A 20,467-nucleotide genomic window follows, 5' to 3' on the forward strand; every position below is an offset into this window, starting at 1 on the left:
CGGCTGGCGGGTGTCGCACCAGCGGACCGGCGGGCCGAGACCGGCTGGCGGGTGTCGCACCAGCGGACCGGCGGGCCGAGACCGGCTGGCGGGTGTCGCACCGGCGGGCCGTCGCGGGCGTCTCACCGGCAGGGCCGCGGGTCCGGGGCCCGCTGTTTCCCTCGCCTCCCACATCGGTGCGTGACCCCGGAGCGGTTTCCGCGGTTGAACGGGGCATGAAGAAGCGCAGCATGCTCGCCATCGCCTCCCTGGCCGCCGGTTTCGTCGTCGCGGCCGTCACGCCGTCCCACGCGCTCGGCGAGGACCTCGCCGGCCTCAGCGTCGACGACACCCTCAGCACGCTCGACCGGGCGGAGGTCGCCTCCGACAGCCTGGCCCCCGCCGGTGACGTGGTGCAGGACAAGGACTGACGCGTTTCCGGCCGGACCGCACGGCGCCGGTGCCCTCACTTCCGAGGGCACCGGCGCCGTCGTTTCGCGTTCTGAGCCGGATCTGGTTTCCGTGGCAGGGTGGAGCGGGCAAGCCACAGGGGGCCAACAGAAGAGGGGGAACCGTGATCGTCTGGATCAACGGTGCGTTCGGTGCGGGGAAGACCACCACCGCACGGGAACTGATCGAACTGATCCCGAACAGTACGCTCTTCGACCCCGAGGTCGTCGGCGGGGCGCTGGGCCACCTGCTCCCGCCGAAACACCTCGCGGAGGTGGGCGACTACCAGGACCTCCCGATCTGGCGACGCCTGGTGATCGACACGGCTGCGGCGATGCTCGCCGAGCTCGGCGGGACCCTCGTGGTGCCCATGACCCTGCTGCGCCAGGAGTACCGCGACGAGATCTTCGGCGGACTCGCCGCCCGCCGCATCGCGGTGCGGCATGTCCTCCTCGCCCCGGCGGAAACGATCCTGCGCGAGCGCATAGCGGGCCGGGAGGTCCCCGACGGGCTCCCGGACGGCGAGATACGCGTCCGGCAGTGGGCCCACGACCACATCGAGCCCTACCGCAGCGCCCTCGCCTCCTGGCTCACCACCGACGCCTACCCGGTCGACAACGGCGCGCTGAGCCCCTACGACACCGCCGTACGCATCGCCGAGGCCGTGGCCGCCGGATCGGTGCCCGCCTGCGACATCGTGCAGACCGCCGAACCCACCGCCGAGACGGTCGCCGCGGGCGTACTGCTCTTCGACGAACAGGACCGCGTGCTGCTCGTCGACCCCACCTACAAGGCGGGATGGGAGTTCCCCGGCGGGGTCGTCGAACCGGGCGAGGCTCCCGCACGCGCGGGCATGCGCGAGGTCGCCGAGGAGACCGGGATCAACCTGGAGGAGGTGCCCGGCCTGCTCGTCGTCGACTGGGAGCCACCCGCACCGCCCGGCTACGGAGGCCTCCGGCTCCTCTTCGACGGCGGCAGACTCCACACCGCCGACACCGGCCGGCTGCTCCTGCCCGGCCCCGAACTGCGCGCCTGGCGCTTCGCCTCCGAGGCGGAAGCCGCCGAACTCCTCCCCCCGGTCCGCTACGAACGCCTCCGCCGCGCCCTGCGGGCCCGGGAACGCGGGCGGGCCATGTACCTGGAGGCGGGCGTACCCGTGGGGCCGTGACGGTCCTCGCGGCGGGTGCGGTCGGGTGTGGGGCCGGGCGTCGGTGACCGGCCGGAGTCCCGGTCGGCCACCGGGCCCCAGGCGGATGCGGGGACCCGGTGACCGGCCGGCGTGGGGCTCAGCTCGCGCCGGCGGCGTAGTTGCGCAGGAACAGGGCCTCCGTGACCGACAGCCGCTCCAGCTCGTCGGGGGAGACGCTCTCGTTGACCGCGTGGATGCGGGCCTCCGGCTCGCTCAGGCCGATCAGCAGGATCTCCGCCTTCGGGTACAGCGAGGCCAGGGTGTTGCACAACGGGATCGAACCGCCCTGACCGGCCAGGCTCATCTCCTGGCCCGGGTAGGCGACCCCCATCGCGTCGGCCATGGCCCGGTACGCCGGGCTGCTCGGGTCGGCACGGAACGGCTGGCCCTGCCCGACCTGCTCGGTGCTCACCCGCGCACCCCAGGGGGTGTGGGCCGCCAGATGCGCCCGGAGCAGCTCCGTGGCCCGGGCCGCGTCCGTGCCCGGCGGCACCCGCAGGCTGATCAGTGCCCGCGCGCTCGCCTGCACGGACGGGGTGGCGCCGACCACCGGCGGGCAGTCGATGCCGAGCACGGTGACCGCCGGGCGGGCCCAGATCCGGTCGGCGACCGTGCCGGAGCCGATCAGCTCCACACCGTCCAGCACCCCCGCGTCCTTGCGGAACTGCTCGTCGTCGTACTGGAGTCCGTCCCACGAGGCGTCCCCGGACAGCCCGTCGACGGTGGTGCTGCCGTCCTCGGCGCGCAGCGAGTCCAGGACGCGCACCAGCGCGGCCAGCGCGTCGGGCGCCGCACCGCCGAACTGTCCCGAGTGCAGGTTGCCCTCGAGGGTGTCGATCCGTACCCGCACGAGCGTCATGCCGCGCAGGATGGTGGTGACCGTCGGCAGGCCCGGCCGGAAGTTGCCGGAGTCGCCGATGACGATCGCGTCGGCCGCCAGGAGCTCCGGGTGCGCCTCGGCGTACCGCTCCAGTCCGCCGGTGCCCTGCTCCTCCGAGCCCTCGACGATCACCTTGACATGCACCGGCACGCCGCCGTTCGCCTTCAGGGCACGCAGCGCCAGCAGGTGCATGATGAGGCCGCCCTTGCAGTCCGCGGTCCCCCTCCCGTACCAGCGCCCGTCCCGCTCGGTCAGCTCGAACGGCGGGGTGTCCCAGCCCGCCTCGTCCAGCGGCGGCTGCACGTCGTAATGGGCGTACAGCAGCACGGTCCTGGCGCCCTCGGGGCCGGGCAGGTATCCGTAGACCGATTGGGTGCCGTCCGGGGTGTCGAGCAGCGCCACGTCCTGGAAGCCCTCGGCGGTCAGGGCGTCCGTGATCCAGCGGGCGGCTCCCTCGCTCTCGCTGCGCGGGAACTGGCCGAAGTCCGCCACCGACTTGAAGGCCACCAGTTCGGTGAGCTCCTCCTTCGCCCTCGGCATCAGCGAGGCGACGGTCGCGGCGACCGGATTCGACGACATGGGCACGCTCCTTGTGGGTGCGACGTTGTAGGGGTGTGTACTCCCCCGTACGAGCTGATCGTGCGGTACGGGCGGCCTCCGGTGTACGGGGCACCCATGCCGCCGATCCTCCCACAGCGGCCCGCGGTGATCGTCGCCGTAGGATGCGGGGGTCAAGAGCGGCAGGCGGCTGGATCGGGAGCAGTAGACCATCGTGAGCAGCGAGAACTCTTCAGCGGACGACGTGCGGCAGGTGTGGGACGTCGTCGTGGTGGGCGCGGGACCCGCGGGGGCGTCGGCCGCCTACGCGGCGGCGGTCGCGGGACGACGCGTGCTGTTGCTGGAGAAGGCGGAGCTGCCGCGCTACAAGACCTGCGGCGGCGGCATCATCGGCCCCACGCGCGACGCGCTCCCGCCCGGCTTCGACCTCCCCCTGAGGGACCGGGTGCACGCGGTCACCTTCTCCCACAACGGGCGGTTCAGCCGCACCCGGCGCTCCCGGCAGATGCTGTTCGGGCTCATCAACCGGCCGGAGTTCGACCAGCAGCTCGTGGAACACGCGCAGAAGGCGGGCGCCGAACTGCGCACCGGCGCCACCGTGCAGCGGGTCGAGCAGCACGGCTCGGCCGTGCCGGACCGGCGCACGGTCGCCGTCGTCCTCCAGGGCGGCGAGACCGTGCTGGCCCGCGCCGTCGTCGGCGCGGACGGCAGCGCCAGCCGGATAGGAGCCCACGTCGGCGTCAAACTGGACCAGGTCGACCTCGGCCTCGAGGCCGAGATCCCGGTCCCGGACACCGTCGCCGAGGACTGGAAGGGCAAGGTGCTCATCGACTGGGGCCCGATGCCCGGCAGTTACGGCTGGGTCTTCCCCAAGGGCGACACCCTCACCGTCGGCGTGATCTCCCGGCGCGGCGAAGGCGCCGCGACGAAGCGGTACCTGGAGGACTTCATCGGCCGCCTCGGCCTGGCCGGGTTCGAACCCAGCATCTCCTCCGGGCACTTGACCCGCTGCCGGGCCGACGATTCGCCGCTGTCCCGGGGCCGGGTGCTGGTGTGCGGCGACGCGGCCGGGATGCTGGAGCCGTGGACCCGCGAGGGCATCTCCTTCGCCCTGCGGTCGGGCCGCCTCGCGGGGGAGTGGGCGGTACGCATCGCGGAGGCCCACGACGCCGTGGACACCCGGCGCCAGGCCCTGAACTACGCGTTCGCCGTCAAGTCGGGGCTCGGCGTGGAGATGAGCGTCGGCAAGCGCATGCTGGCCGCGTTCGAGCGACGCCCCGGTGTCTTCCACGCGGTCCTCACCGGCTTCCGCCCGGCCTGGAAGGCGTTCAAGGACATCACGCAGGGCTCCACGACCCTCGGCGAGCTCGTCCGCACCCATCCCCTGGCACACCGCGCCCTGCTGGCCTTCGACCGCCGTCCGGCGAGCGACGACACCGGGCCGGCGGACTGACGCCCCGGGGCAGGGGCCAGCGGGGCAGTGAGGCAGGGGCAATGAGGGTCAGGAGGGTCAGGGAGGGCGGGGGCGGGGCGGCCCGGGTCAGCTGGTGAACGTGATCCGGAAGACCGGGTGGTCGGGGGCGATGCGGCGCAGCTCCTCGTCGGAGGAGTCCGGGCCCACGCCCTTGAAGAACACGCCGACCTCCGCCTTCCAGCGCTTGAGGTAGGCGCGCAGCAGCGAGGGCTTGTCGTCGTCGGTGACCTCGGTGGCGGTGAAGGGGTCCACGCGCTTGCCCAGGCGCAGCTCGCCGCCGCCCGCCGCGCGCATGTTGTGGGTCCACTGGACGTGACCGCGCGGCGCGACGAGGTAGTGCGCGCCGTCCACGGTCAGCAGGTTGACCGGGGTCGTCCGCCACTCGCCGGACTTGCGCCCGCGGACGGCCAGGATCCGGGAGCCCCAGACGCCGAACCCCCGGCGGATCAGCCAGGCGACCCCGCGGTTGAGGACACCGACGGTGAACCGGCCGGGCTTCTGGACGTGCGGTGTGGGCGTGGACATGGGGCCTCCGTGGGTGGGTGGGATGCGGTGCGTGGGGATCCGGTGCGTCAGTGCGTCAGTGCGTCAGTGCGTCAGTGCGTCAGTGCGCCAGTGCGCCAGTGCGTGGTCCGGGAGCGTGCATCCGGTCGGATGAGAGGGGTGAGGGGCTGGGAGGGCTGAGCGTAACGGCGTTCGAGAGCGCCGTTCTCGTTTGTGAGCAGCGCTCTCGGTTGCCGGGTTTCATTGTGCGGGACGATCGGCCCGGAAAGCAAGAGCAGCGCTCTCTTTTGCGTGCGCCGCTCTCCGTTGCGGACGCTGCTCTCTCCTGCGGACGCTGCTCTCCCTCCGTGCACCGCTCTTCTTTGCGGACGCTGCTCTCCCTCCGTGCACCGCTCTTCTTTGCGGACGCTGCTCTCCCTTGCGGACGCCGCTCTCGTTCGCGTCCGTCGCTCTCGCTGCCCCTCGCTGGCTGTCGGTTCGGGTCGCCGTGCCGCCCGCTTATCGCTGCTCTCATCGGAGAGCGGCGCTCTCGTGGGTGCGCGGTGCTCCCTGTCGCGCGCGGTGCTCCCTGTCGCGCGCGGCGCTCCCTGTCGTGTGCAGCGCTCCGCGTTGCGTGCAGTGCTCTTGATTGTGTGCAGTGCTCTCCTTCTGGTGTCACACTGTCCGGCATGAGCACCCCACACGGCGCCCGTGCCCGGGCCAGGATCGAGATCACCGCGGCCATCAAGGAGAAGGCGCGCGCGCAGCTCGCGGCGGACGGCGCCGCCAAGTTGTCCCTGCGGGCCGTGGCCCGTGAGCTCGGTATGGCCTCGTCCGCGCTCTACCGCTACTTCCCCAGCCGCGACGATCTGCTGACCGCTCTCATCATCGACGCCTACGACTCCCTCGGCGAGGCGGCCGAGTCCGCCCACGAGGCGGCCGACGACGCCGGACCGGTACAGCGCTGGACCGCGGTGTGCGAGGGGGTGCGCCGCTGGGCCCTCGAGCATCCGCACGAGTACGCGCTGATCTACGGCACGCCGGTCCCCGGGTACGAGGCGCCCCGGACCACGGTCGCGGCCGCCTCGCGGGTGGGGCTGGTGCTCATCGGCATCCTCCGGGAGGCGCACCGGGGCCTCGGTCTGGCCAAGCCCTCGTTGCCGGCGGAGCTGAGGCCCGAGGCCGAACGGATGGCCGCCGACCTGGCGCCCGACCTGCCGCCCGCGGTGGCCGTGGCCATGGTGGCGGCCTGGGCGCAGCTGTTCGGGCTGGTGGGATTCGAGCTGTTCGGGCAGTTCAACCGGGTGGTCGAGGACCGCGAGCGGTTCTTCCGGCACGCGGCCGGGCAGCTCGCGCACGGTGTCGGCCTCGTCTACGGGCAGCAGGGCCCGAGCGGAGACGGCGCCGGCTCCGGGGCCGGGGCCGGCGCAGGGCGCCCCGCCGCGAACTGACGACCTGGCGAGACAACCTCGGACAGCTACCGACCGGAACGGCCGGAGAGCGGCACCCCCTTCCAGGACCCGTTGCGCTGACGGGGCCCCGGGTCCGCTCGGACGTACTTCGCCGGGAGTACGCGTGATCACCACGCCCGGGTGACGCCGCTCGTCGTCCGCGGCGTCTAGCGTGGCCGGCATGGACGAGCAGCGCGGGCGCGGAGCCGGACGGGCCCGGCCCCGGCAGGCGCCCGGCCCCGCCGACCGGCGGCACGGCCCGAGCATGCGGCACGGCCCGAGCATGCGGCACGGCCCGAGCATGCGGCTCGGCCCGAGCCCGTGGCGCGGGCCGAGCGCCTGGCACGGTCCGGGCGGGTGGCACGGTCCCGGCGGTTGGCGGGGCGACAACGCGGACCCGGGCGACCGCCGCGGGTCGCGGTGGCCGTGGCGGTCCACCCTGCTGGTGACCGTGTTCGTCCTGGTCGGCTCCTCCTTCGCGGCGCACGGCCAGCACGGGCAACGGGTCGCTCCCGACGTCTGGTCGCAGCTGCTCCTCCTCGCCTCGGGGCTCCTGCTGCTGTGGCGGCACCGGCATCCGGTGGCCGTGGTGTCCGGTACGGTCGCCGCCGTCCTGGCCTACCTCGCCCTGGGATACCCCTACGGGCCGGTGCTGCTGACGGTCGCCGTGGCGTGCTTCAGTGCGGTCGTCCGCGGGCACCGCCGGGCCGCGTGGACGGCCATGGGGGCGCTCTGGGCGGGGCACCTGCTCCTCACCCACCTGTTCTACCGGTGGCTGCCGCCCGCGGGGGACACGGCGGCGTCCTGGAACCAGGAGTTCGTGGTCGCCGCCTGGGCGGTGGCCGTCGTGGCGCTGTCCGAACTGGGCCGGGTCCGCCGGGAGCAGTGGGCACGGGAGCGGGCCGAGCGGGCCCAGGCCGCCCGGCGGCGTGCGGACGAGGAGCGCCTGCGGATCGCCCGCGAGCTGCACGACGTGCTCGCGCACAGCATCTCCGTCATCAACGTGCAGGCCGGTGTCGGTCTCGCCCTCCTGGACAGCGACCCCGAACAGGCCCGTACCGCGCTCACCACCATCAAGGACACGAGCAAGGAGGCGCTGGGCGAGGTGCGTCAGGTACTGGACACGCTGAGGGCTCCCGGCGCCGCGCCCCGCGCCCCCGCGCCGGGCCTGGGACGGCTGCCGGAGCTGGTGGAACAGGCCGCCGCAGCGGGGCTCGTGGTCACGGTGGAGGGGGAAGTGCCCGACCTTCCGCCCGGCGCCGATCTCGCCGCTTTCCGCATCGTCCAGGAGGCGCTCACCAACGTCGTACGGCATTCCGGCTCGCGGCGCGCCCGTGTGCACATCGAACACGAACGCACGGAGCCTGAACGCGCCGAAAGCGAACGCACGGAACGCGCCGGCGGGCGGCTGCGGTTGCGGATCGACGACGACGGTCCGCCCACGGGTGCCGACGCGGGCGGCAGCGGCAACGGGCTGGCCGGGATGCGGGAGCGGGCCGCCGCGCTGGATGGCACCATCGAGGCGGGCCCGCGTCCCGACGGCGGGTTCCGGGTGCTGGCCGTACTGCCGCTCGAAGCCGAGGAGGACCGGTGATCCGCGTACTGCTCGCCGACGACCAGTCGCTCGTCCGGGCGGGGTTCCGGGCGTTGCTGGACGCGCAGCCGGACATCGAGGTGGCCGGGGAGGCGTCGGACGGCGCAGGGGCCGTCCGGCTGACCCGCGAACTGCGCCCGGACGTCGTACTGATGGACATCCGGATGCCCGGGCTCGACGGTCTGGCCGCGACCCGGCGGGTCACCGGGGACGGGGACCTCGCCGAGGTGAAGGTGGTCATGCTGACCACCTTCGAGCTGGACGAGTACGTCTTCGAGGCCCTTCGCTCGGGCGCCTCCGGCTTTCTGGTGAAGGACACCGAACCGGACGAACTCCTGCGCGCGGTGAGGGCGGTGGTTGCGGGCGACGCGCTCCTGTCACCCGGTGTGACCCGCCGGCTGATCGCCGAGTTCGCGGCCCGTTCCAAGGAACCGGCCGCCGCGGAGGCCCTGGCCGGACTCACCGAGCGGGAACGGGAGGTGATGGCGCTGGTCGGCATGGGCCTGTCCAACGAGGAGATCGCCCGGCGTCTCGTCGTCAGCCCGCTCACCGCCAAGACCCACGTCAGCCGGACCATGGTGAAACTGGGCGCCCGGGACCGCGCCCAACTGGTCGTCCTGGCCTACGAGTCGGGCCTGGTGCGGCCCGGCTGGCTCGGCTGATCCGGCTGATCCGACCGGCTCGCGGACGGCCGTGCGGAACGGCCGAAAGCGGAGCAGCACGCTGACCACCCGGACGGTGAACAGCACCGGTGCGAGGACGAGTCCGGCGCCGGCCAGCAGGCGTTCCACGGTGCCGGGAAGCGAGAAGAGCAGCACCGGACCGGCCACCGCCCCGAAGACGACGGCGGCGGCGAACGCGGCGCTGCACAGGGCGTAGCCGATCTCCACGGTGATGGCGTCCCGCTCCGCCTGGCTCCGCCGCCCCTGCCCCGTCGTGCCTGCCTCTGTCATGCGTTTCCCCCGATGCTCGGCCTCCGAGTCAAACAGGCGTGTGCCCGGCGGGCAAGCGCCCCTCTGCTACGGTGCGGGCCATGGCGGCGAAGCAGGCCGAACAGGCGCTCGTTCAACAGTGGCGGGACATGCTGGCGCTGCACGCGCGCACCCACTGCGAACTCGACCGGGCGCTCAACGAACACCGTTTGTGCGCCAGCGACTTCGAGGTCCTGGACATACTGGCGGAGGGCTCCGCGAGGACCGGACGGGCCTACCGCGTCCAGCAGATATCGGAACGCGTCCACCTCACCCAGAGCGCCCTGTCCCGGCTCATCGCCCGGCTGGAGCGGGAGGGCCTCGTCGACCGGGGCATGTGCCCGGAGGACCGCCGGGGGGTGCGGGTGTCGCTGACGGCGAAGGGCCGCGCGCTGCACGGCGAGGTACTGCCCGTGCAGCGCGCTGTCCTGGCCCGGATGCTCACCGGCGGATGACCGGCCGACGGCGTTGAGCCCACGGCGTTCGGCCGACGGCGTCCGGCCCTCGGTCGCTACGGCAGGGGTGTGCCGCCGGTGGCGTTGACGATCTCCGCGGTGATGAAGGACGCCTCCTGGGACGCCAGGAAGACATACGCCGGGGCCATCTCGGCGGGCTGCGCGGGCCGGCCGATGGGCGCCTGCTTGCCGAACTCGGTGGTGTCCGGCAGCGTCGCCGGGATCAGCGGCGTCCACACCGGGCCGGGGGCCACGGCGTTGACCCGGATGCCCCGTTCGATCAGCATCTGTGCCAGGCCCTGGGTGAACGTGACGATGCCGCCCTTGGTCGTCGCGTAGTCGAGCAGGTGCGGACTGGGCTTGTAGGCCTGCACGGAGGCGGAGTTGATGATGCTGCCGCCCTCCGGGATGTGGGGCACGGCCATCTTGCACAGCCAGAACATGCCGTAGAGGTTGGTCCGCAGGACGCGGTCGAACTGCTCGGTGGTGATGGCCTCGATGCCGTCGGGCTGCGACATCTGGTACGCGGCGTTGTTCACCAGGATGTCGATCCTGCCGAACTCCGACACGGCACGGTCGATCAGGGCGCGGCAGTTCTCCTCCTCGCGCACGTCGCACGGGACGGCCACCGCCTGCCGGCCGGCCTCCTCGATCCAGCGGGTGGTCTCGTCGGCCTCCTCCTTCTCACTGTCCAGATAGGTGAACAGCACGTCCGCCCCCTCGCGGGCGAACGCCAGGGCCACGGCCCGGCCGATGCCGGAGTCCCCGCCGGTGATCACGGCCTTGCGGTCGGTGAGCCGCCCGCTGCCGCGGTAGGAGTCCTCGCCGTGGTCCGGGGGCGGGTCCATCGGCCCGGTCCAGCCGGGGTGCGGCTGCTCCTGTGCCGGGAAATCGGGGGTCGGATGCTGGTCGGCGGGATGCTGCTGATCGCTCACAGTGCTCCCTCTCCCTGGGGGTCGGACGGGGTGGGCGGCGGGCCGGTCGGCGGTCGTTCCGACGGACACCGCGCACCGGGTACCCACACCTCGGCCGGTCGATCAGACGGCCTCGTACCCGCCACCCAGCCGGTCGATCGGGCGGCCCTTGCCGCCTTCCTCCTTCCTTTCTTCCTCCCTCCCTGCCGTCGATCGGGCGGCGCCTGCCCCCTGTCTCCCAGCCGGTCCATCGGGCGGCCCCTGCCCCTCCTCGCTCCCTCCCGGGCGGTGCATCAGACGGCCTCGTACCCGTCCCCCCGGCCGGTACCGGCGCGGCGGGTGGCGAAGGCGATCACCGTGGCGACCGCGGCAAGCGCCGCCACGCTGGTGAGGGCGGCCGGAAGGCTGAACCAGTCGGCCATGAACCCGATCGCGGGAGGCCCGAGGAGCATGCCGCCGTAACCCAGCGTCGACGCCGTCGCGACGCCGCCCGGGCCCGCCAGCGCACCCGCCCGCTCGACGGCCACGGGGAAGAGGTTGGCGAGGCCGAGGCCCGTGACGGCGTAGCCGAGCAGGGCCGGTCCCACGGACGGTGCCAGCGCCCCGAGCAGCATGCCGACGGCCGCCGTGGCGCCGCCCACGACGAGCGTCGGGGTGCGGCCCAGCCGCTCCAGCAGGGTGGTGCCGCTGAGCCGTCCGGCGGTCATGGCGAGCGCGAAGCAGGAGTAGCCGAGGGCCGCCGTGCCCGGTGAGGCGCCCAGGTCCTCCTCCAGGTGCAGGGCGCCCCAGTCCGCCAGCGCGCCCTCGCCGTAGGCGGTGCACAGCGCGATGAGCCCGAAGACGACCACCAGGGCGCGGGTACGGCCGTCGGGGCGGGCCGGGGCGCCGCCGGCGGTCCGGGCCGGCCGCGCCGGGGCCGGCGGCTCGCAGCGCAGGAGGGTCCGTCCGGCCGCGGCGGTCACCACGAGCCCCACCAGCGCCAGCCCCCACAGGTGAACGGTGGGGGACAGGGACCCGGCGACCAGCGCGCCCAGCCCGGCGCCGACCATGCCGCCCAGGCTGAACGCGGCGTGGAAACCGGGCATGATCGGCCGCCGCAGCGCGGCCACCAGGTCGACGGCGGCACTGTTGAAGGCGACGCTGATCCCTCCGTAGGCCGCGCCGAACAGCAGCAGCACGGTGCCGAGGGCGGGAGCTGAGTGCGTCAGCGGCGGCAGGGCGATGCTGAGGGAGAGCAGCACGGCGCAGGCGACGGTGACGGGATGGCTGCCGAAGCGGCGGCACAGGCGGCCGGTCAGGGTCATGGTGACCACGGCCCCGGCGGAGACCCCGAGCAGCGCGAGCCCGAGGTCGCCGGCGGAGGCACCGGTCTGCTGCTTGATGGCGGGGATGCGCACCACCCAGCCGGCGAACAGGAAGCCGTCGAGGGCGAAGAACGCGGTGAGGGCGACGCGGAGGCGGACGAGGTCGGGGCCCGGCGCGACGTGCTGCCGCCGGGTTTTGTTTATTAGCGGCACAAACTCAGGCTAGAGCCGCGCCCGCCCCGGGGGCAAGCAGCGGAGAAGGCCGGGTGGCGGCGGCCGCAAGGTCGCGAGAGGGGAAGCGCCGGGCCGCAAGGGGAGCGCCGGGCCGCAAGGGGGGCGCCGGACGGCGAGGGAATCGCCGGGCGCAAGGAGCAACGCCGGGCTGCGTCCGTGCGGAGGCGGTCGGATCCCCCTGAAGAGGGGTGCCGTTAACCCGTGTGATCGTCCCGGATGGTGGGAGCGGCCGGTCCGGCTGACGGTGGATCACGTCAAGGCCGGGTCCCTCGTACTGACGCGAAGTCAGCAGCCCGTCCGGGACGGAAGGAAAGTCCAGATGCGCTCTGCCCGCCTGGTGCTCGCCACCGCGACGGCCACCGCCGCCCTCGCGATCGCGGCGCCCGCAGCCTACGCCGATCACTCGGGTGACTGGGAGAAGGACAAGTCCTCCTCCACCAGCAAGGAGTACGACAAGGACAGCGAGAGCAAGCACGACAAGGAGAGCAAGCACGACAAGCACGGCAAGTACAAGAAGCCGGAGGGCGGCATGCACACCGGCGGCGGGGCTCTGGCCGCGGTGACCGAAGGGGACTGGGGCAGCGCGAAGGACCCGAAGTACGACCCGGAGACCTACAAGGACAAGAACAAGGACTCGCAGGGCGAGGAGTCCTGGAGCGGCAAGGACAAGGAGAAGGACAAGGACTGGAAGCACGAGAAGCCGCGCGGTGGCATGCACACCGGTGGCGGTGCGCTCGCCGACCCGGGCGTCAGCGCCGGTGGTCTGGCCGCGCTGGCGGTCCTCGGCACGGGTGCCTACGCGCTGCGGCGCAAGAAGGCGTCCGGAAACGTGGCGTGAGCCATGCCCGATGACATAGCAGCCGGGGTCGCCGTACGCGTCTCACGCGTCACGGCGGCCCCGCTCGCCCGTTCGCCCGATCTGTCCGCTGCCGTGTTCCAGTGAGGTGGTCTTCCCGATGGCAGCCAGCCCTCCGTCCCCCCGTGCGACCGATGAACGGCCGCCCCGACGACGACTGCGTGCCGTGATGACGGCGGTCTTCTGGGGTGCGGCGGCCCTGGTCCTGGCGGTGAGCCTGCTCGGCGGCCGGGAGAGTCCCCCCGACGACGCGCACGTGCCGCACGCCCCGCCCGCCGTCGCGGCCTCCACCACGGCCCCTCCCACTCCTCCCGCTTCCACCGCTCCGTCCGCGAGCGCGACACCCCACAAGCACCTGGCGCGGTCGGCGCCGACCCGGCTGCGCATCCCCGGCATCAAGGTCGACGCGCCCTTCACCGACCTGGCCGTCGGCAAGGACGGCCGGCTCCAGCCGCCCCCGGCCGACGACACCAACCTGGTCGGCTGGTTCGCCAAGGGCGTCTCCCCGGGCGAACTCGGCACGTCGATCATCGCCGGGCACGTGGACACCAAGACGTCCCCGGCCGTGTTCGCGCGGCTCGGCGAACTGAAGAAGGGCGACAAGTTCCAGGTGGCGCGCGCCGACGGACGCACGGCCACCTTCGTGGTGGACGGTGCCGAGTCCTTCGACAAGGACGACTTCCCCGACGAGCGGGTGTACGCCGACACGCCGGACGCCCAGGTCCGGCTCATCACCTGCTCGGGCGACTACGACCACTCCGTGAAGGACTACACCGAGAACCTGGTGGTCTTCGCCCACCTCGTCTGACCACGGCGCCCCGCGGGGCGGACCCTCGGCCCCTCGGACCCTCCGAGGACGTGAGAGCCCGCCCCGCTCAGCTGTCGTCCCGCCCAGGCGGGTCCGCAGCCCGCTGCTCCGCCTCGCCGGCAACCACCAAAACCGCCTTCTGCAGTACCGCCCGCGCCGCCCCGTCCTGCGCCGCCCCGTCCTGCGCCGCCCCGTTTCCCGCCGTACCGCCTTCCGCAGCAGCGGCCAGGCCGGCAGCAGCGCCACGACCGCGTACACGGTCACCGAGAACGGCGTGTTCACCAGTCTCGTGCTGCTGGACCTGTATCTGCCCGCTCTGTTCGGCCTGGACGTCATCCCCCGGCTGCGGGCGGCCGGGCACGCGTGCGATGTGATGGTGATCAGTGCCGCGCGGGAGGCGGACAGTGTGCGCGGCGCGGTCCGCCACGGCGTGGTCGGCTACCTGCTGAAGCCGTTCGCGTTCGAGGACCTGCGGGCCCGGCTGGAGCGTTACGCCGTCCACCGGGGCCGGCTGGGGGACGCCGTGGTGCGCGGGCAGGCCGACGTGGACCGGGTGCCGGCGGGTGCGGCGGGGCCCGCGCCGGTGGCCTCGGCGCTGCCCAAGGGCATGCGTGTGGAGACGGCGCCGCTGATCGAGCGCGCCCTGCGGCAGGCCGACGGCACCCTCTCGGCGCGTGAGTGTGCCGAGGCGACCGGTGTCTCCCGGGTCAGTGCCAGGCGGTATCCGGAGCACTTCGACACCGTCGGCAGCGCCGAGGTGTCCCTGCGGTACGGCGCGGCGGGGCGGCCGGAGCGCCGGTACCGGTTCGTGGACGGTGCGGGGACACGGACCGCGCAGGATCCGTGGTCCCGGGGCGGCGCGGGCGTCTGACGCGGAGGCCACGGGGAGGCGAGGAGGCGCGCCGGACGGGGGTGGTCCGGGCGGCCGGGGGAGGGGTGGTGACGGCCGGTCAGCGGCCCGGGCCCGCCCAGCGGAACCGCCGGTGCCCGAAGGACGCCGGGAAGCGGGCCGAGGCCACGGCGAGGGCGGTGGCGGCGCTGGCGATGCCGAGGACGGCACCGGCGGCCACGTCCCCCGGGTAGTGCACGCCCGTGTGGACGCGGGAGTAGCCGACCGCGCCCGCGAGCGCGCCCAGCGGGACCGAGGCGGCGGGCAGGACCGTGCCGACGGCGGTGGCGAACGCGACCGCCGACGCGGTGTGCCCGGACGGGAAGGACGCGGACGTCGGCATCGGCACATGCCGGTCCACCGTCACGCGCGCCGCCTCCCGGTCCGGCCGGTCCCGGTGCACCAGGCGTTTGCCGAGCAGGTTCGCGGAGGCGGAGGCCACCGCGACGGCGCCGACACCGGCCAGTGCCGCCCGGCGCGGCCGGGAACCGCTCAGCGCGAGGGCGCCCGCGATGGCGAACGAGATCTTCGAGTGGTCGGCCGCGTGCGACAGCCGGCGCAGGGCCCGGTCGAGCGTGGGGGTCGGCGTGGCCGCCACCGCCGCGTACAGGGCGCCGTCCACGGCGCGGAGGTCGCCGAGCACCGCGGACGCGACCCTGCGCAGCCCGTCGGAGGGAGGCACGGCCGCGGTGAGCGGACGGGTGGCGTCCTGGTCGCTGGGGGTCGGCTCGCTCATCTGTCTCTCCCGCGGTGGCATGTGTGAGCAGGGGCGCGGACGGGTTCGCGCGCTCGGCGTCCCCGCGCCGGGGCAGGGAATCACCAGGTGCCCACCGTACGCATGATCCACACCGGTCGGACACCTCGCAGGTCGGCATACCCCCTGCCCGTATCGAATCCGTTGGCGGTCCGACTTGACGTCATACCCTAGGGGGGTATGTACTCGAAGGGTGGAAGCCGGGCTCGGCCGCGAGTGACCGGCGCCGATCCCGAGGAGAGACGGCCATGAACACCGGACTGAAGATCACCGCCTTCGCCGCCGCCCTGGCCGCCGCGTTCGGCACGGCCTACGGCGTCGGCCAGAGCCTGGACCCGGCGGTCGCCGACCGGCCCCCGGCACACGACGAGAAGCACTCCGGGGCGTCGTCGCACCCCGAGAACGGCGGCCATGCCGGGCACGAGACCTCCCCGGCCGGCGGACTCCAGATCTCGGAGCAGGGCTACACCCTCGACCTGGACACCGCGCGCGCCCGCGCCGGGGAGCCGGCACACCTGCGCTTCAGGATCCGGGACGACCAGGGCCGGACGGTCACCGACTACCGCCGTGAGCACGACAAGGAACTCCACCTCATCGTGGCCTCACGCGACCTGCTGACCTTCCGTCACCTGCACCCGGAGCGCGCCGCCGACGGCACCTGGAGCACCACCGCCGAGCTGCCCCGGGCCGGGGGCTACCGGATCTTCGCGGACTTCACCCCCGCCCGGCCGGGGGCCCGCAACCTCACCCTCGGCGCCGACCTCGCCGTCTCCGGCCCCTACCGGCCGCGCGGCCTGCCCGAGGCCCGCGCCACCGCACGCGTCGACGGCTACGAGGTCCGGCTGACCGGCACCCTGCGCCCCGGCCGGGCGAGCGGCCTCCGGCTCACCGTCACCCGGGACGGCCGGCCCGTCACCGACCTCCAGCCCTACCTGGGCGCCTACGGCCACCTGGTGGCCCTGCGCTCCGGAGACCTCGCCTACCTGCACGTCCACCCCCACGGCGAGCCCGGCGACGGCACCACGAAGCCCGGACCGGACGTCTCCTTCACGGCCACCGCGCCCAGCAGCGGCAGCTACCGGCTCTTCCTGGACTTCCGGCACGACGGCGTCGTACGCACCGCGGCCTTCACCGTGCACGCCGGGACGCCGGGCACCCCCACCGCCGGCCCGGACACCCACCCCGCCGGTCCGGACGGCGCCACGCCGGAGCACACCGGGTCCGAGGGGAGCCGCGAACCCGCCGACGGCCACGGCCACTGAGCGTCAGCCCAGCGCCCGGTCCAGGTTGAACGCGGCGCTGATCAGCGACAGATGGGTGAACGCCTGCGGGAAGTTGCCCTGCTGCTCCCCGCCGTGGCCGATCTGCTCGGCGTAGAGGCCGAGGTGGTTGGCGTACGTCAGCATCTTCTCGAAGGCGAGCCGCGCCTCGTCCAGCCGGCCCGCCCGGGTCAGCGACTCGACGTACCAGAACGAGCAGATCGAGAAGGTGCCCTCACCGCCGCGCAGCCCGTCCGGGCTGACACCGGGGTCGTACCGGTACACCAGCGAGTCCGACACCAGCTCCTCGGTGAGCGAGGCCAGGGTGCGCAGCCACTTCGGGTCGGTCGGCGCGATGAACTTGGTCAGCGGCATCATCAGCACGGCCGCGTCCAGCACGTCCCCGTCCTCGTGCTGCATGAAGGCGCCCCGCTCCTCCGACCAGCCGTGGCTCATGATCCGCCGGTAGATCGTGTCCCGGCACGCCTGCCAGCGGGGCAGGTCGGCGGGCAGCCCCCGCCGGTGGGCCATGCGGATGGCGCGCTCGATCGCCACCCAGCACATCAGCCGCGAGTACAGGAACTTCCGGCGCCCGCCCCGGGTCTCCCAGATCCCCTCGTCCGGCTGGTCCCAGTGCGCGCCCACCCACTCCACCAGCGCGCACACGTGGTCCCACTGCTCGCTGGAGACGGGCTCCGCCCACTTGTCGTACAGATAGATGGAGTCGATCAGTGCCCCGTAGATGTCGAGCTGCAGCTGCTCGGCTGCCGCGTTGCCCACCCGGACCGGTGCCGAGCCGAGGTGCCCCTCCAGGTGGCTCAGCTCGGCCTCGGACAGGTCGGTGCGGCCGTCGATGCCGTACATGATCTGCAGCGGGCCGGACGGGGCGCCGTCCCCCGGGCTGATGTGCCGGGACACGAACCCCATGAACGCCTCCGCCTCCTCGGAGAACCCCAGCCGCAGCAGCGCGTACACGCAGAACGCCGCGTCGCGCACCCAGACGTAGCGGTAGTCCCAATTGCGTTCCCCGCCGATCTCCTCCGGCAGGCTCGTCGTCGGCGCCGCCACGATAGCGCCGGTCGGGGCGTAGGTGAGCAGCTTGAGCGTGAGGGCGGAGCGGTGCACCATCTCCCGCCAGCGGCCCCGGTAGCGGGACGCGGCCAGCCAGCGCCGCCAGTAGCGCACCGTCGCCGCGAACCGGTCCTCCGCCTCGGCGTGCGCACACCCCCGCGGGGCCACGCCCTCGCCGAGGTGGTCCAGGGCGAGCACCGCCGTCTCGCCCTCGGTGAGCTCGAACCGGGCCGTGACGTCCACCCCGTCCCAGGTCAGCGGGACGGTCGCGTGGAGCCCGAGGGACAGCCGGTCGGACACGAACACCGTCACGTCCCCGTCCTTGCGCAGGGTGTGCGACCGGGTGCCGTAGTCGAAGCGCGGCGCCACCCGCGCCCGGAACGGCACGGTCCCCCGCACGCACAGCACCCGCCGGATCAGCCGGTGCCTGCTGCTCTCGGCGGGGTCCTGCGACACCGGCATGAAGTCCTGCACCTCGCCGACCCCGTCCTCGGTGTAGAAGCGGGTGATCAGCACATTGGTGTCGGGGAAGTAGAACTGCTTCCTGCGGGCGGGCACGGCCGCCTCCAGCTCGAAGCAGCCGCCGCGGTCGGCGTCCAGCAGCGAGGCGAACACACTGGGCGCGTCGAAGGCCGGGCAGCAGTACCAGTCGATGGTGCCGTCGATGGCCACCAGCGCCGCGGTGCGCAGATCACCGATCAGCCCGTGGTCGGCGATCGGCACGTAGCGCGGGCCGCCGGCGCCCCCGGGTCCGTCGTCGGTCCGCTCCTCGGGGGTGCCGTGTGCTCCGGCGGTCGCTCGTCCCTCGGCCCTGGCGCCCATCGCAGCCTCCCTGCCCCGGCGGCGCGTGTGGCGCCCTCTGCCCAGCGTAGGCTTCCGGGCCGCTCCCGGCCCGGTGCGCGATGGTCGCGCGACGGTGACGCGCCTGCGACGCGACGGCGCCGCGCTTCCGGGCCGCACCCGGCAGGGTGCGCGACGCGCCGTGACGGCGACGCGCCCGCGACGCGACGGCGCCCTTCACACCACGACGACCCGCAGCCCCGCCTCCTCGAAGGCGCGCACCGTCTCCGGAGCGGCCGCCGTGTCCGTGACCAGCGTGTCCACCGACCCGGTCGCGCAGATCCGGGCGAACGCGCGCCGCCCCAGCTTGCTGGAGTCGGCGGCCACCACCACGCGGCCCGCCCGCTCGCACAGCTGCCGGTTGACCGCCGCCTCGGCCTCGTCGTGCGCCGCCGCGCCGTGGATGACGTCGAACGCGACGACGCCGAGCACCGCGACGTCCAGCGTCACCTGTCCCAGCACCCCGTCGGTCAGCGGCCCGGTCAGCTCGTAGGACTGCGGGCGGGCCACCCCGCCCGTCACCACGATCTTGAACTGCGGGCGCACGGCCAGCTCGTTGGCGATGTTCAGCGCGTTCGTCACCACGGTCAGCGCCGGTGTCCCGGACGCCAGGTCGGTGCGCACCGTCAGTGCCCGGGCGACCTCCGTGGTCGTGGTGCCGCCGGTCAGCCCGACCGCCTCGCCGGGCGTGACCAGGTCCGCCACGGCCCTGGCGATGCGCTGCTTCTCCGAGGCGTGACGCGCGGTCTTGTAGCGCAGCGGCAGCTCGTAGGACACGCCGTGCGCGACGGCGCCTCCCCGGGTGCGCACCAGCATGCGCTGCTCGGCCAGCCGGTCCAGGTCCCGCCGGATCGTCGCGGCCGACACCTCCAGCTCGGCGGCCGCCTCCTCGACGTCCAGCCGGCCCCGCTCCCCGAGCAGCTCCAGCAGCGTCTGCCAGCGGGCGTCCCGCGCCATCCGCCCTCCCGTCCGTGCCTGTCGTCGCGTGGTCCGACGGCGACCCTAGCCCACGGCCACCGTCGACGATCACCCACCGCATGCTTGATTCTGCTCGAAACCTGGCTCTATCTTGCAAGAACAATCATCCAATCGGTGGGGGTGCGCGGCCGTGACGCATGTCGAGGACGAACTGAACAGCCAGCCCGAGTGCTGGACGCGCGCCGTCGACGCGGCGGACGGGCACCGGGAGGTGCTGCCGGCTCCGGGGGAGCGGGTCGCGATCGTCGGCTGCGGCACGTCGTACTACATGGCCCGGGCCGCGGCCGCCCTGCGCGAGGGCGCCGGCCAGGGGGAGACGGATGCCTTCGCCGCCTCGGAGTTCCCCCACACCCGGGCCTACGACCGGGTCGTCGCCCTCACCCGGTCCGGCACCACCACCGAAGTGCTCGAACTGCTCCGCCGGCTGAGGGGGAGCACCCGCACCACCGCCGTCACCGCCGACCCGGCCGCTCCCGTGCGCGAGGCCGCCGACGGCCTGGTCGTCCTCGACCACGCGGACGAACGCTCCGTGGTGCAGACCCGGTTCGCCACCACGGCCCTCACCCTGCTCCGGGCCCACCTGGGCCTGCACACCGACCGCGTGATCGACGACGCCCGGACCGCCCTGGCGGAACCCCTGCCCGAAGGGCTGGCGGACTGCGGCCAGTTCACCTTCCTCGGGCGCGGCTGGACCGTCGGCCTGGCCGACGAGGCGGCGCTCAAGATGCGGGAGGCCGCCCTGTGCTGGACGGAGGCGTACCCGGCGATGGAGTACCGGCACGGCCCGATCAGCATCAGCACCGGTGGCACGGCGACCTGGATGATCGGCGACGCCCCCGACGGCCTGGCCCGTCAGGTCCGGGACACCGGAGCCCTGTGGGTGGCGGGCGCGCTCGACCCGCTCGCCGAACTCGTCCGCGCCCAGCGGCTGGCCGTGACCGTCGCCGCCGCCCGCGGACTCGACCCCGACCGGCCCCGCCACCTCACCCGCTCGGTCGTCCTCGCGCCCTGAGCCGCCCCGCGGAGCACGCCCGCCGAGGCGCCCGCACCGGGCGCCCGGCCCCGACTCGCCACCA

The 20,467-nt window shown here is 73.8% G+C and carries 18 protein-coding genes and 2 pseudogenes; 12 read left to right on the top strand and 8 right to left on the bottom strand.

What is annotated here, in order from left to right; translation table 11 throughout:
* The first annotated feature begins 215 nt into the window (after positions 1–215).
* On the top strand, positions 216–410 hold the full coding sequence (locus ACIRPP_RS01135) for a hypothetical protein (RefSeq protein ID WP_403636861.1): 195 nt from the start codon (positions 216–218) through the stop codon (positions 408–410).
* A gap of 143 nt (positions 411–553) precedes the next feature.
* Positions 554–1,597, top strand: a complete 1,044-nt coding sequence (locus ACIRPP_RS01140; RefSeq protein ID WP_403636862.1) for an NUDIX domain-containing protein — start codon at positions 554–556, stop codon at positions 1,595–1,597.
* 118 nt (positions 1,598–1,715) lie between these two features.
* On the opposite strand, the gene ACIRPP_RS01145 is transcribed toward ACIRPP_RS01140, so the two are convergent.
* Complete coding sequence (locus tag ACIRPP_RS01145; protein WP_403636864.1) at positions 1,716–3,077, bottom strand: dipeptidase; 1,362 nt, start codon at positions 3,075–3,077, stop codon at positions 1,716–1,718.
* Positions 3,078–3,270: 193 nt separating this feature from the next.
* Between ACIRPP_RS01145 and ACIRPP_RS01150 the strand changes: the two genes are divergently transcribed.
* Positions 3,271–4,509, top strand: a complete 1,239-nt coding sequence (locus ACIRPP_RS01150) for a geranylgeranyl reductase family protein (protein ID WP_403636866.1) — start codon at positions 3,271–3,273, stop codon at positions 4,507–4,509.
* Between the two features lie 87 nt (positions 4,510–4,596).
* Here the strand turns inward: ACIRPP_RS01150 and ACIRPP_RS01155 are convergent, their stop codons facing one another.
* On the bottom strand, positions 4,597–5,055 hold the full coding sequence (locus ACIRPP_RS01155; protein WP_403636868.1) for a nitroreductase family deazaflavin-dependent oxidoreductase: 459 nt from the start codon (positions 5,053–5,055) through the stop codon (positions 4,597–4,599).
* 647 nt (positions 5,056–5,702) lie between these two features.
* Between ACIRPP_RS01155 and ACIRPP_RS01160 the strand changes: the two genes are divergently transcribed.
* From ACIRPP_RS01160 to ACIRPP_RS01170, 3 genes are all read left to right on the top strand, one after another.
* Entirely contained in the window at positions 5,703–6,464 is a 762-nt protein-coding gene (locus ACIRPP_RS01160) for a TetR/AcrR family transcriptional regulator (protein WP_403636869.1), read from the top strand.
* A 301-nt stretch (positions 6,465–6,765) separates the two neighbouring features.
* Positions 6,766–8,058: a sensor histidine kinase gene (locus tag ACIRPP_RS01165; protein ID WP_403637560.1), complete on the top strand. Its 1,293-nt coding sequence runs from the start codon at positions 6,766–6,768 to the stop codon at positions 8,056–8,058.
* The gene (locus ACIRPP_RS01170) at positions 8,055–8,720 is read left to right on the top strand and encodes a response regulator (protein ID WP_403636871.1); all 666 of its coding nucleotides are present in this window, start codon (positions 8,055–8,057) and stop codon (positions 8,718–8,720) included. The genes ACIRPP_RS01165 and ACIRPP_RS01170 overlap by 4 nt, the downstream gene beginning before the upstream one ends.
* On the opposite strand, the pseudogene ACIRPP_RS01175 reads toward ACIRPP_RS01170, so the two are convergent.
* Positions 8,681–9,011 (bottom strand): annotated as a pseudogene (locus tag ACIRPP_RS01175) (DUF6332 family protein). The gene ACIRPP_RS01170 and the pseudogene ACIRPP_RS01175 sit on opposite strands and share 40 nt — an antisense overlap.
* Positions 9,012–9,091: 80 nt before the next feature.
* Here ACIRPP_RS01175 and ACIRPP_RS01180 point away from each other — a divergent pair.
* Entirely contained in the window at positions 9,092–9,484 is a 393-nt protein-coding gene (locus ACIRPP_RS01180) for a MarR family winged helix-turn-helix transcriptional regulator (RefSeq protein ID WP_164343839.1), read from the top strand.
* A gap of 56 nt (positions 9,485–9,540) precedes the next feature.
* Here ACIRPP_RS01180 and ACIRPP_RS01185 read toward each other — a convergent pair whose 3' ends face one another.
* Together ACIRPP_RS01185 and ACIRPP_RS01190 are read right to left on the bottom strand one after the other, a co-directional pair.
* Positions 9,541–10,419 (bottom strand): SDR family oxidoreductase, encoded by an 879-nt coding sequence (locus tag ACIRPP_RS01185; protein WP_403636872.1) that lies wholly within the window; start codon positions 10,417–10,419, stop codon positions 9,541–9,543.
* 272 nt (positions 10,420–10,691) lie between these two features.
* Positions 10,692–11,915 (bottom strand): MFS transporter, encoded by a 1,224-nt coding sequence (locus ACIRPP_RS01190; RefSeq protein WP_403636873.1) that lies wholly within the window; start codon positions 11,913–11,915, stop codon positions 10,692–10,694.
* 340 nt (positions 11,916–12,255) lie between these two features.
* Here ACIRPP_RS01190 and ACIRPP_RS01195 point away from each other — a divergent pair, with 340 nt between their 5' ends.
* The 3 genes and pseudogenes from ACIRPP_RS01195 to ACIRPP_RS01205 form a co-directional block, all read left to right on the top strand.
* Positions 12,256–12,774: a hypothetical protein gene (locus ACIRPP_RS01195; RefSeq protein WP_403636874.1), complete on the top strand. Its 519-nt coding sequence runs from the start codon at positions 12,256–12,258 to the stop codon at positions 12,772–12,774.
* A 187-nt stretch (positions 12,775–12,961) separates the two neighbouring features.
* Positions 12,962–13,600 carry a class F sortase gene (locus ACIRPP_RS01200; protein WP_403636875.1) on the top strand — a complete coding sequence of 213 codons (639 nt, stop codon included), beginning with the start codon at positions 12,962–12,964 and terminating at the stop codon, positions 13,598–13,600.
* Between the two features lie 178 nt (positions 13,601–13,778).
* A pseudogene (locus ACIRPP_RS01205) lies at positions 13,779–14,471 on the top strand (response regulator); the annotation flags it as partial.
* A gap of 79 nt (positions 14,472–14,550) precedes the next feature.
* On the opposite strand, the gene ACIRPP_RS01210 reads toward ACIRPP_RS01205, so the two are convergent.
* Positions 14,551–15,225 (bottom strand): phosphatase PAP2 family protein, encoded by a 675-nt coding sequence (locus ACIRPP_RS01210; protein WP_403636877.1) that lies wholly within the window; start codon positions 15,223–15,225, stop codon positions 14,551–14,553.
* 266 nt (positions 15,226–15,491) lie between these two features.
* Here ACIRPP_RS01210 and ACIRPP_RS01215 point away from each other — a divergent pair, with 266 nt between their 5' ends.
* The gene (locus ACIRPP_RS01215) at positions 15,492–16,505 is read left to right on the top strand and encodes a hypothetical protein (RefSeq protein WP_403636879.1); all 1,014 of its coding nucleotides are present in this window, start codon (positions 15,492–15,494) and stop codon (positions 16,503–16,505) included.
* Between the two features lie 3 nt (positions 16,506–16,508).
* Here the strand turns inward: ACIRPP_RS01215 and ACIRPP_RS01220 are convergent, their stop codons facing one another.
* Complete coding sequence (locus tag ACIRPP_RS01220; protein WP_403636881.1) at positions 16,509–18,395, bottom strand: glycoside hydrolase family 15 protein; 1,887 nt, start codon at positions 18,393–18,395, stop codon at positions 16,509–16,511.
* A 195-nt stretch (positions 18,396–18,590) separates the two neighbouring features.
* Positions 18,591–19,370, bottom strand: coding sequence for a DeoR/GlpR family DNA-binding transcription regulator (locus ACIRPP_RS01225; protein ID WP_403636882.1), 780 nt, complete (start codon positions 19,368–19,370; stop codon positions 18,591–18,593).
* Positions 19,371–19,521: 151 nt separating this feature from the next.
* Between ACIRPP_RS01225 and ACIRPP_RS01230 the strand changes: the two genes are divergently transcribed.
* Complete coding sequence (locus ACIRPP_RS01230; protein WP_403636883.1) at positions 19,522–20,403, top strand: SIS domain-containing protein; 882 nt, start codon at positions 19,522–19,524, stop codon at positions 20,401–20,403.
* Positions 20,404–20,467 lie beyond the last annotated feature (64 nt).

This window comes from Streptomyces sp. NPDC101219 (assembly GCF_044767675.1).
Lineage (GTDB): Bacteria > Actinomycetota > Actinomycetes > Streptomycetales > Streptomycetaceae > Streptomyces.

What these genes read in the sequence shown, in the direction of transcription:
- ACIRPP_RS01220 (WP_403636881.1), bottom strand. Translation starts at nt 18,395, where the DNA reads ATGGGCGCCAGGGCCGAGGGACGAGCGACCGCCGGAGCACACGGCACC.
- ACIRPP_RS01215 (WP_403636879.1), top strand. Translation starts at nt 15,492, where the DNA reads ATGAACACCGGACTGAAGATCACCGCCTTCGCCGCCGCCCTGGCCGCC.
- ACIRPP_RS01145 (WP_403636864.1), bottom strand. Translation starts at nt 3,077, where the DNA reads ATGTCGTCGAATCCGGTCGCCGCGACCGTCGCCTCGCTGATGCCGAGG.
- ACIRPP_RS01160 (WP_403636869.1), top strand. Translation starts at nt 5,703, where the DNA reads ATGAGCACCCCACACGGCGCCCGTGCCCGGGCCAGGATCGAGATCACC.
- ACIRPP_RS01200 (WP_403636875.1), top strand. Translation starts at nt 12,962, where the DNA reads ATGACGGCGGTCTTCTGGGGTGCGGCGGCCCTGGTCCTGGCGGTGAGC.
- ACIRPP_RS01155 (WP_403636868.1), bottom strand. Translation starts at nt 5,055, where the DNA reads ATGTCCACGCCCACACCGCACGTCCAGAAGCCCGGCCGGTTCACCGTC.
- ACIRPP_RS01195 (WP_403636874.1), top strand. Translation starts at nt 12,256, where the DNA reads ATGCGCTCTGCCCGCCTGGTGCTCGCCACCGCGACGGCCACCGCCGCC.
- ACIRPP_RS01210 (WP_403636877.1), bottom strand. Translation starts at nt 15,225, where the DNA reads ATGAGCGAGCCGACCCCCAGCGACCAGGACGCCACCCGTCCGCTCACC.
- ACIRPP_RS01135 (WP_403636861.1), top strand. Translation starts at nt 216, where the DNA reads ATGAAGAAGCGCAGCATGCTCGCCATCGCCTCCCTGGCCGCCGGTTTC.
- ACIRPP_RS01180 (WP_164343839.1), top strand. Translation starts at nt 9,092, where the DNA reads ATGGCGGCGAAGCAGGCCGAACAGGCGCTCGTTCAACAGTGGCGGGAC.
- ACIRPP_RS01165 (WP_403637560.1), top strand. Translation starts at nt 6,766, where the DNA reads ATGCGGCTCGGCCCGAGCCCGTGGCGCGGGCCGAGCGCCTGGCACGGT.
- ACIRPP_RS01225 (WP_403636882.1), bottom strand. Translation starts at nt 19,370, where the DNA reads ATGGCGCGGGACGCCCGCTGGCAGACGCTGCTGGAGCTGCTCGGGGAG.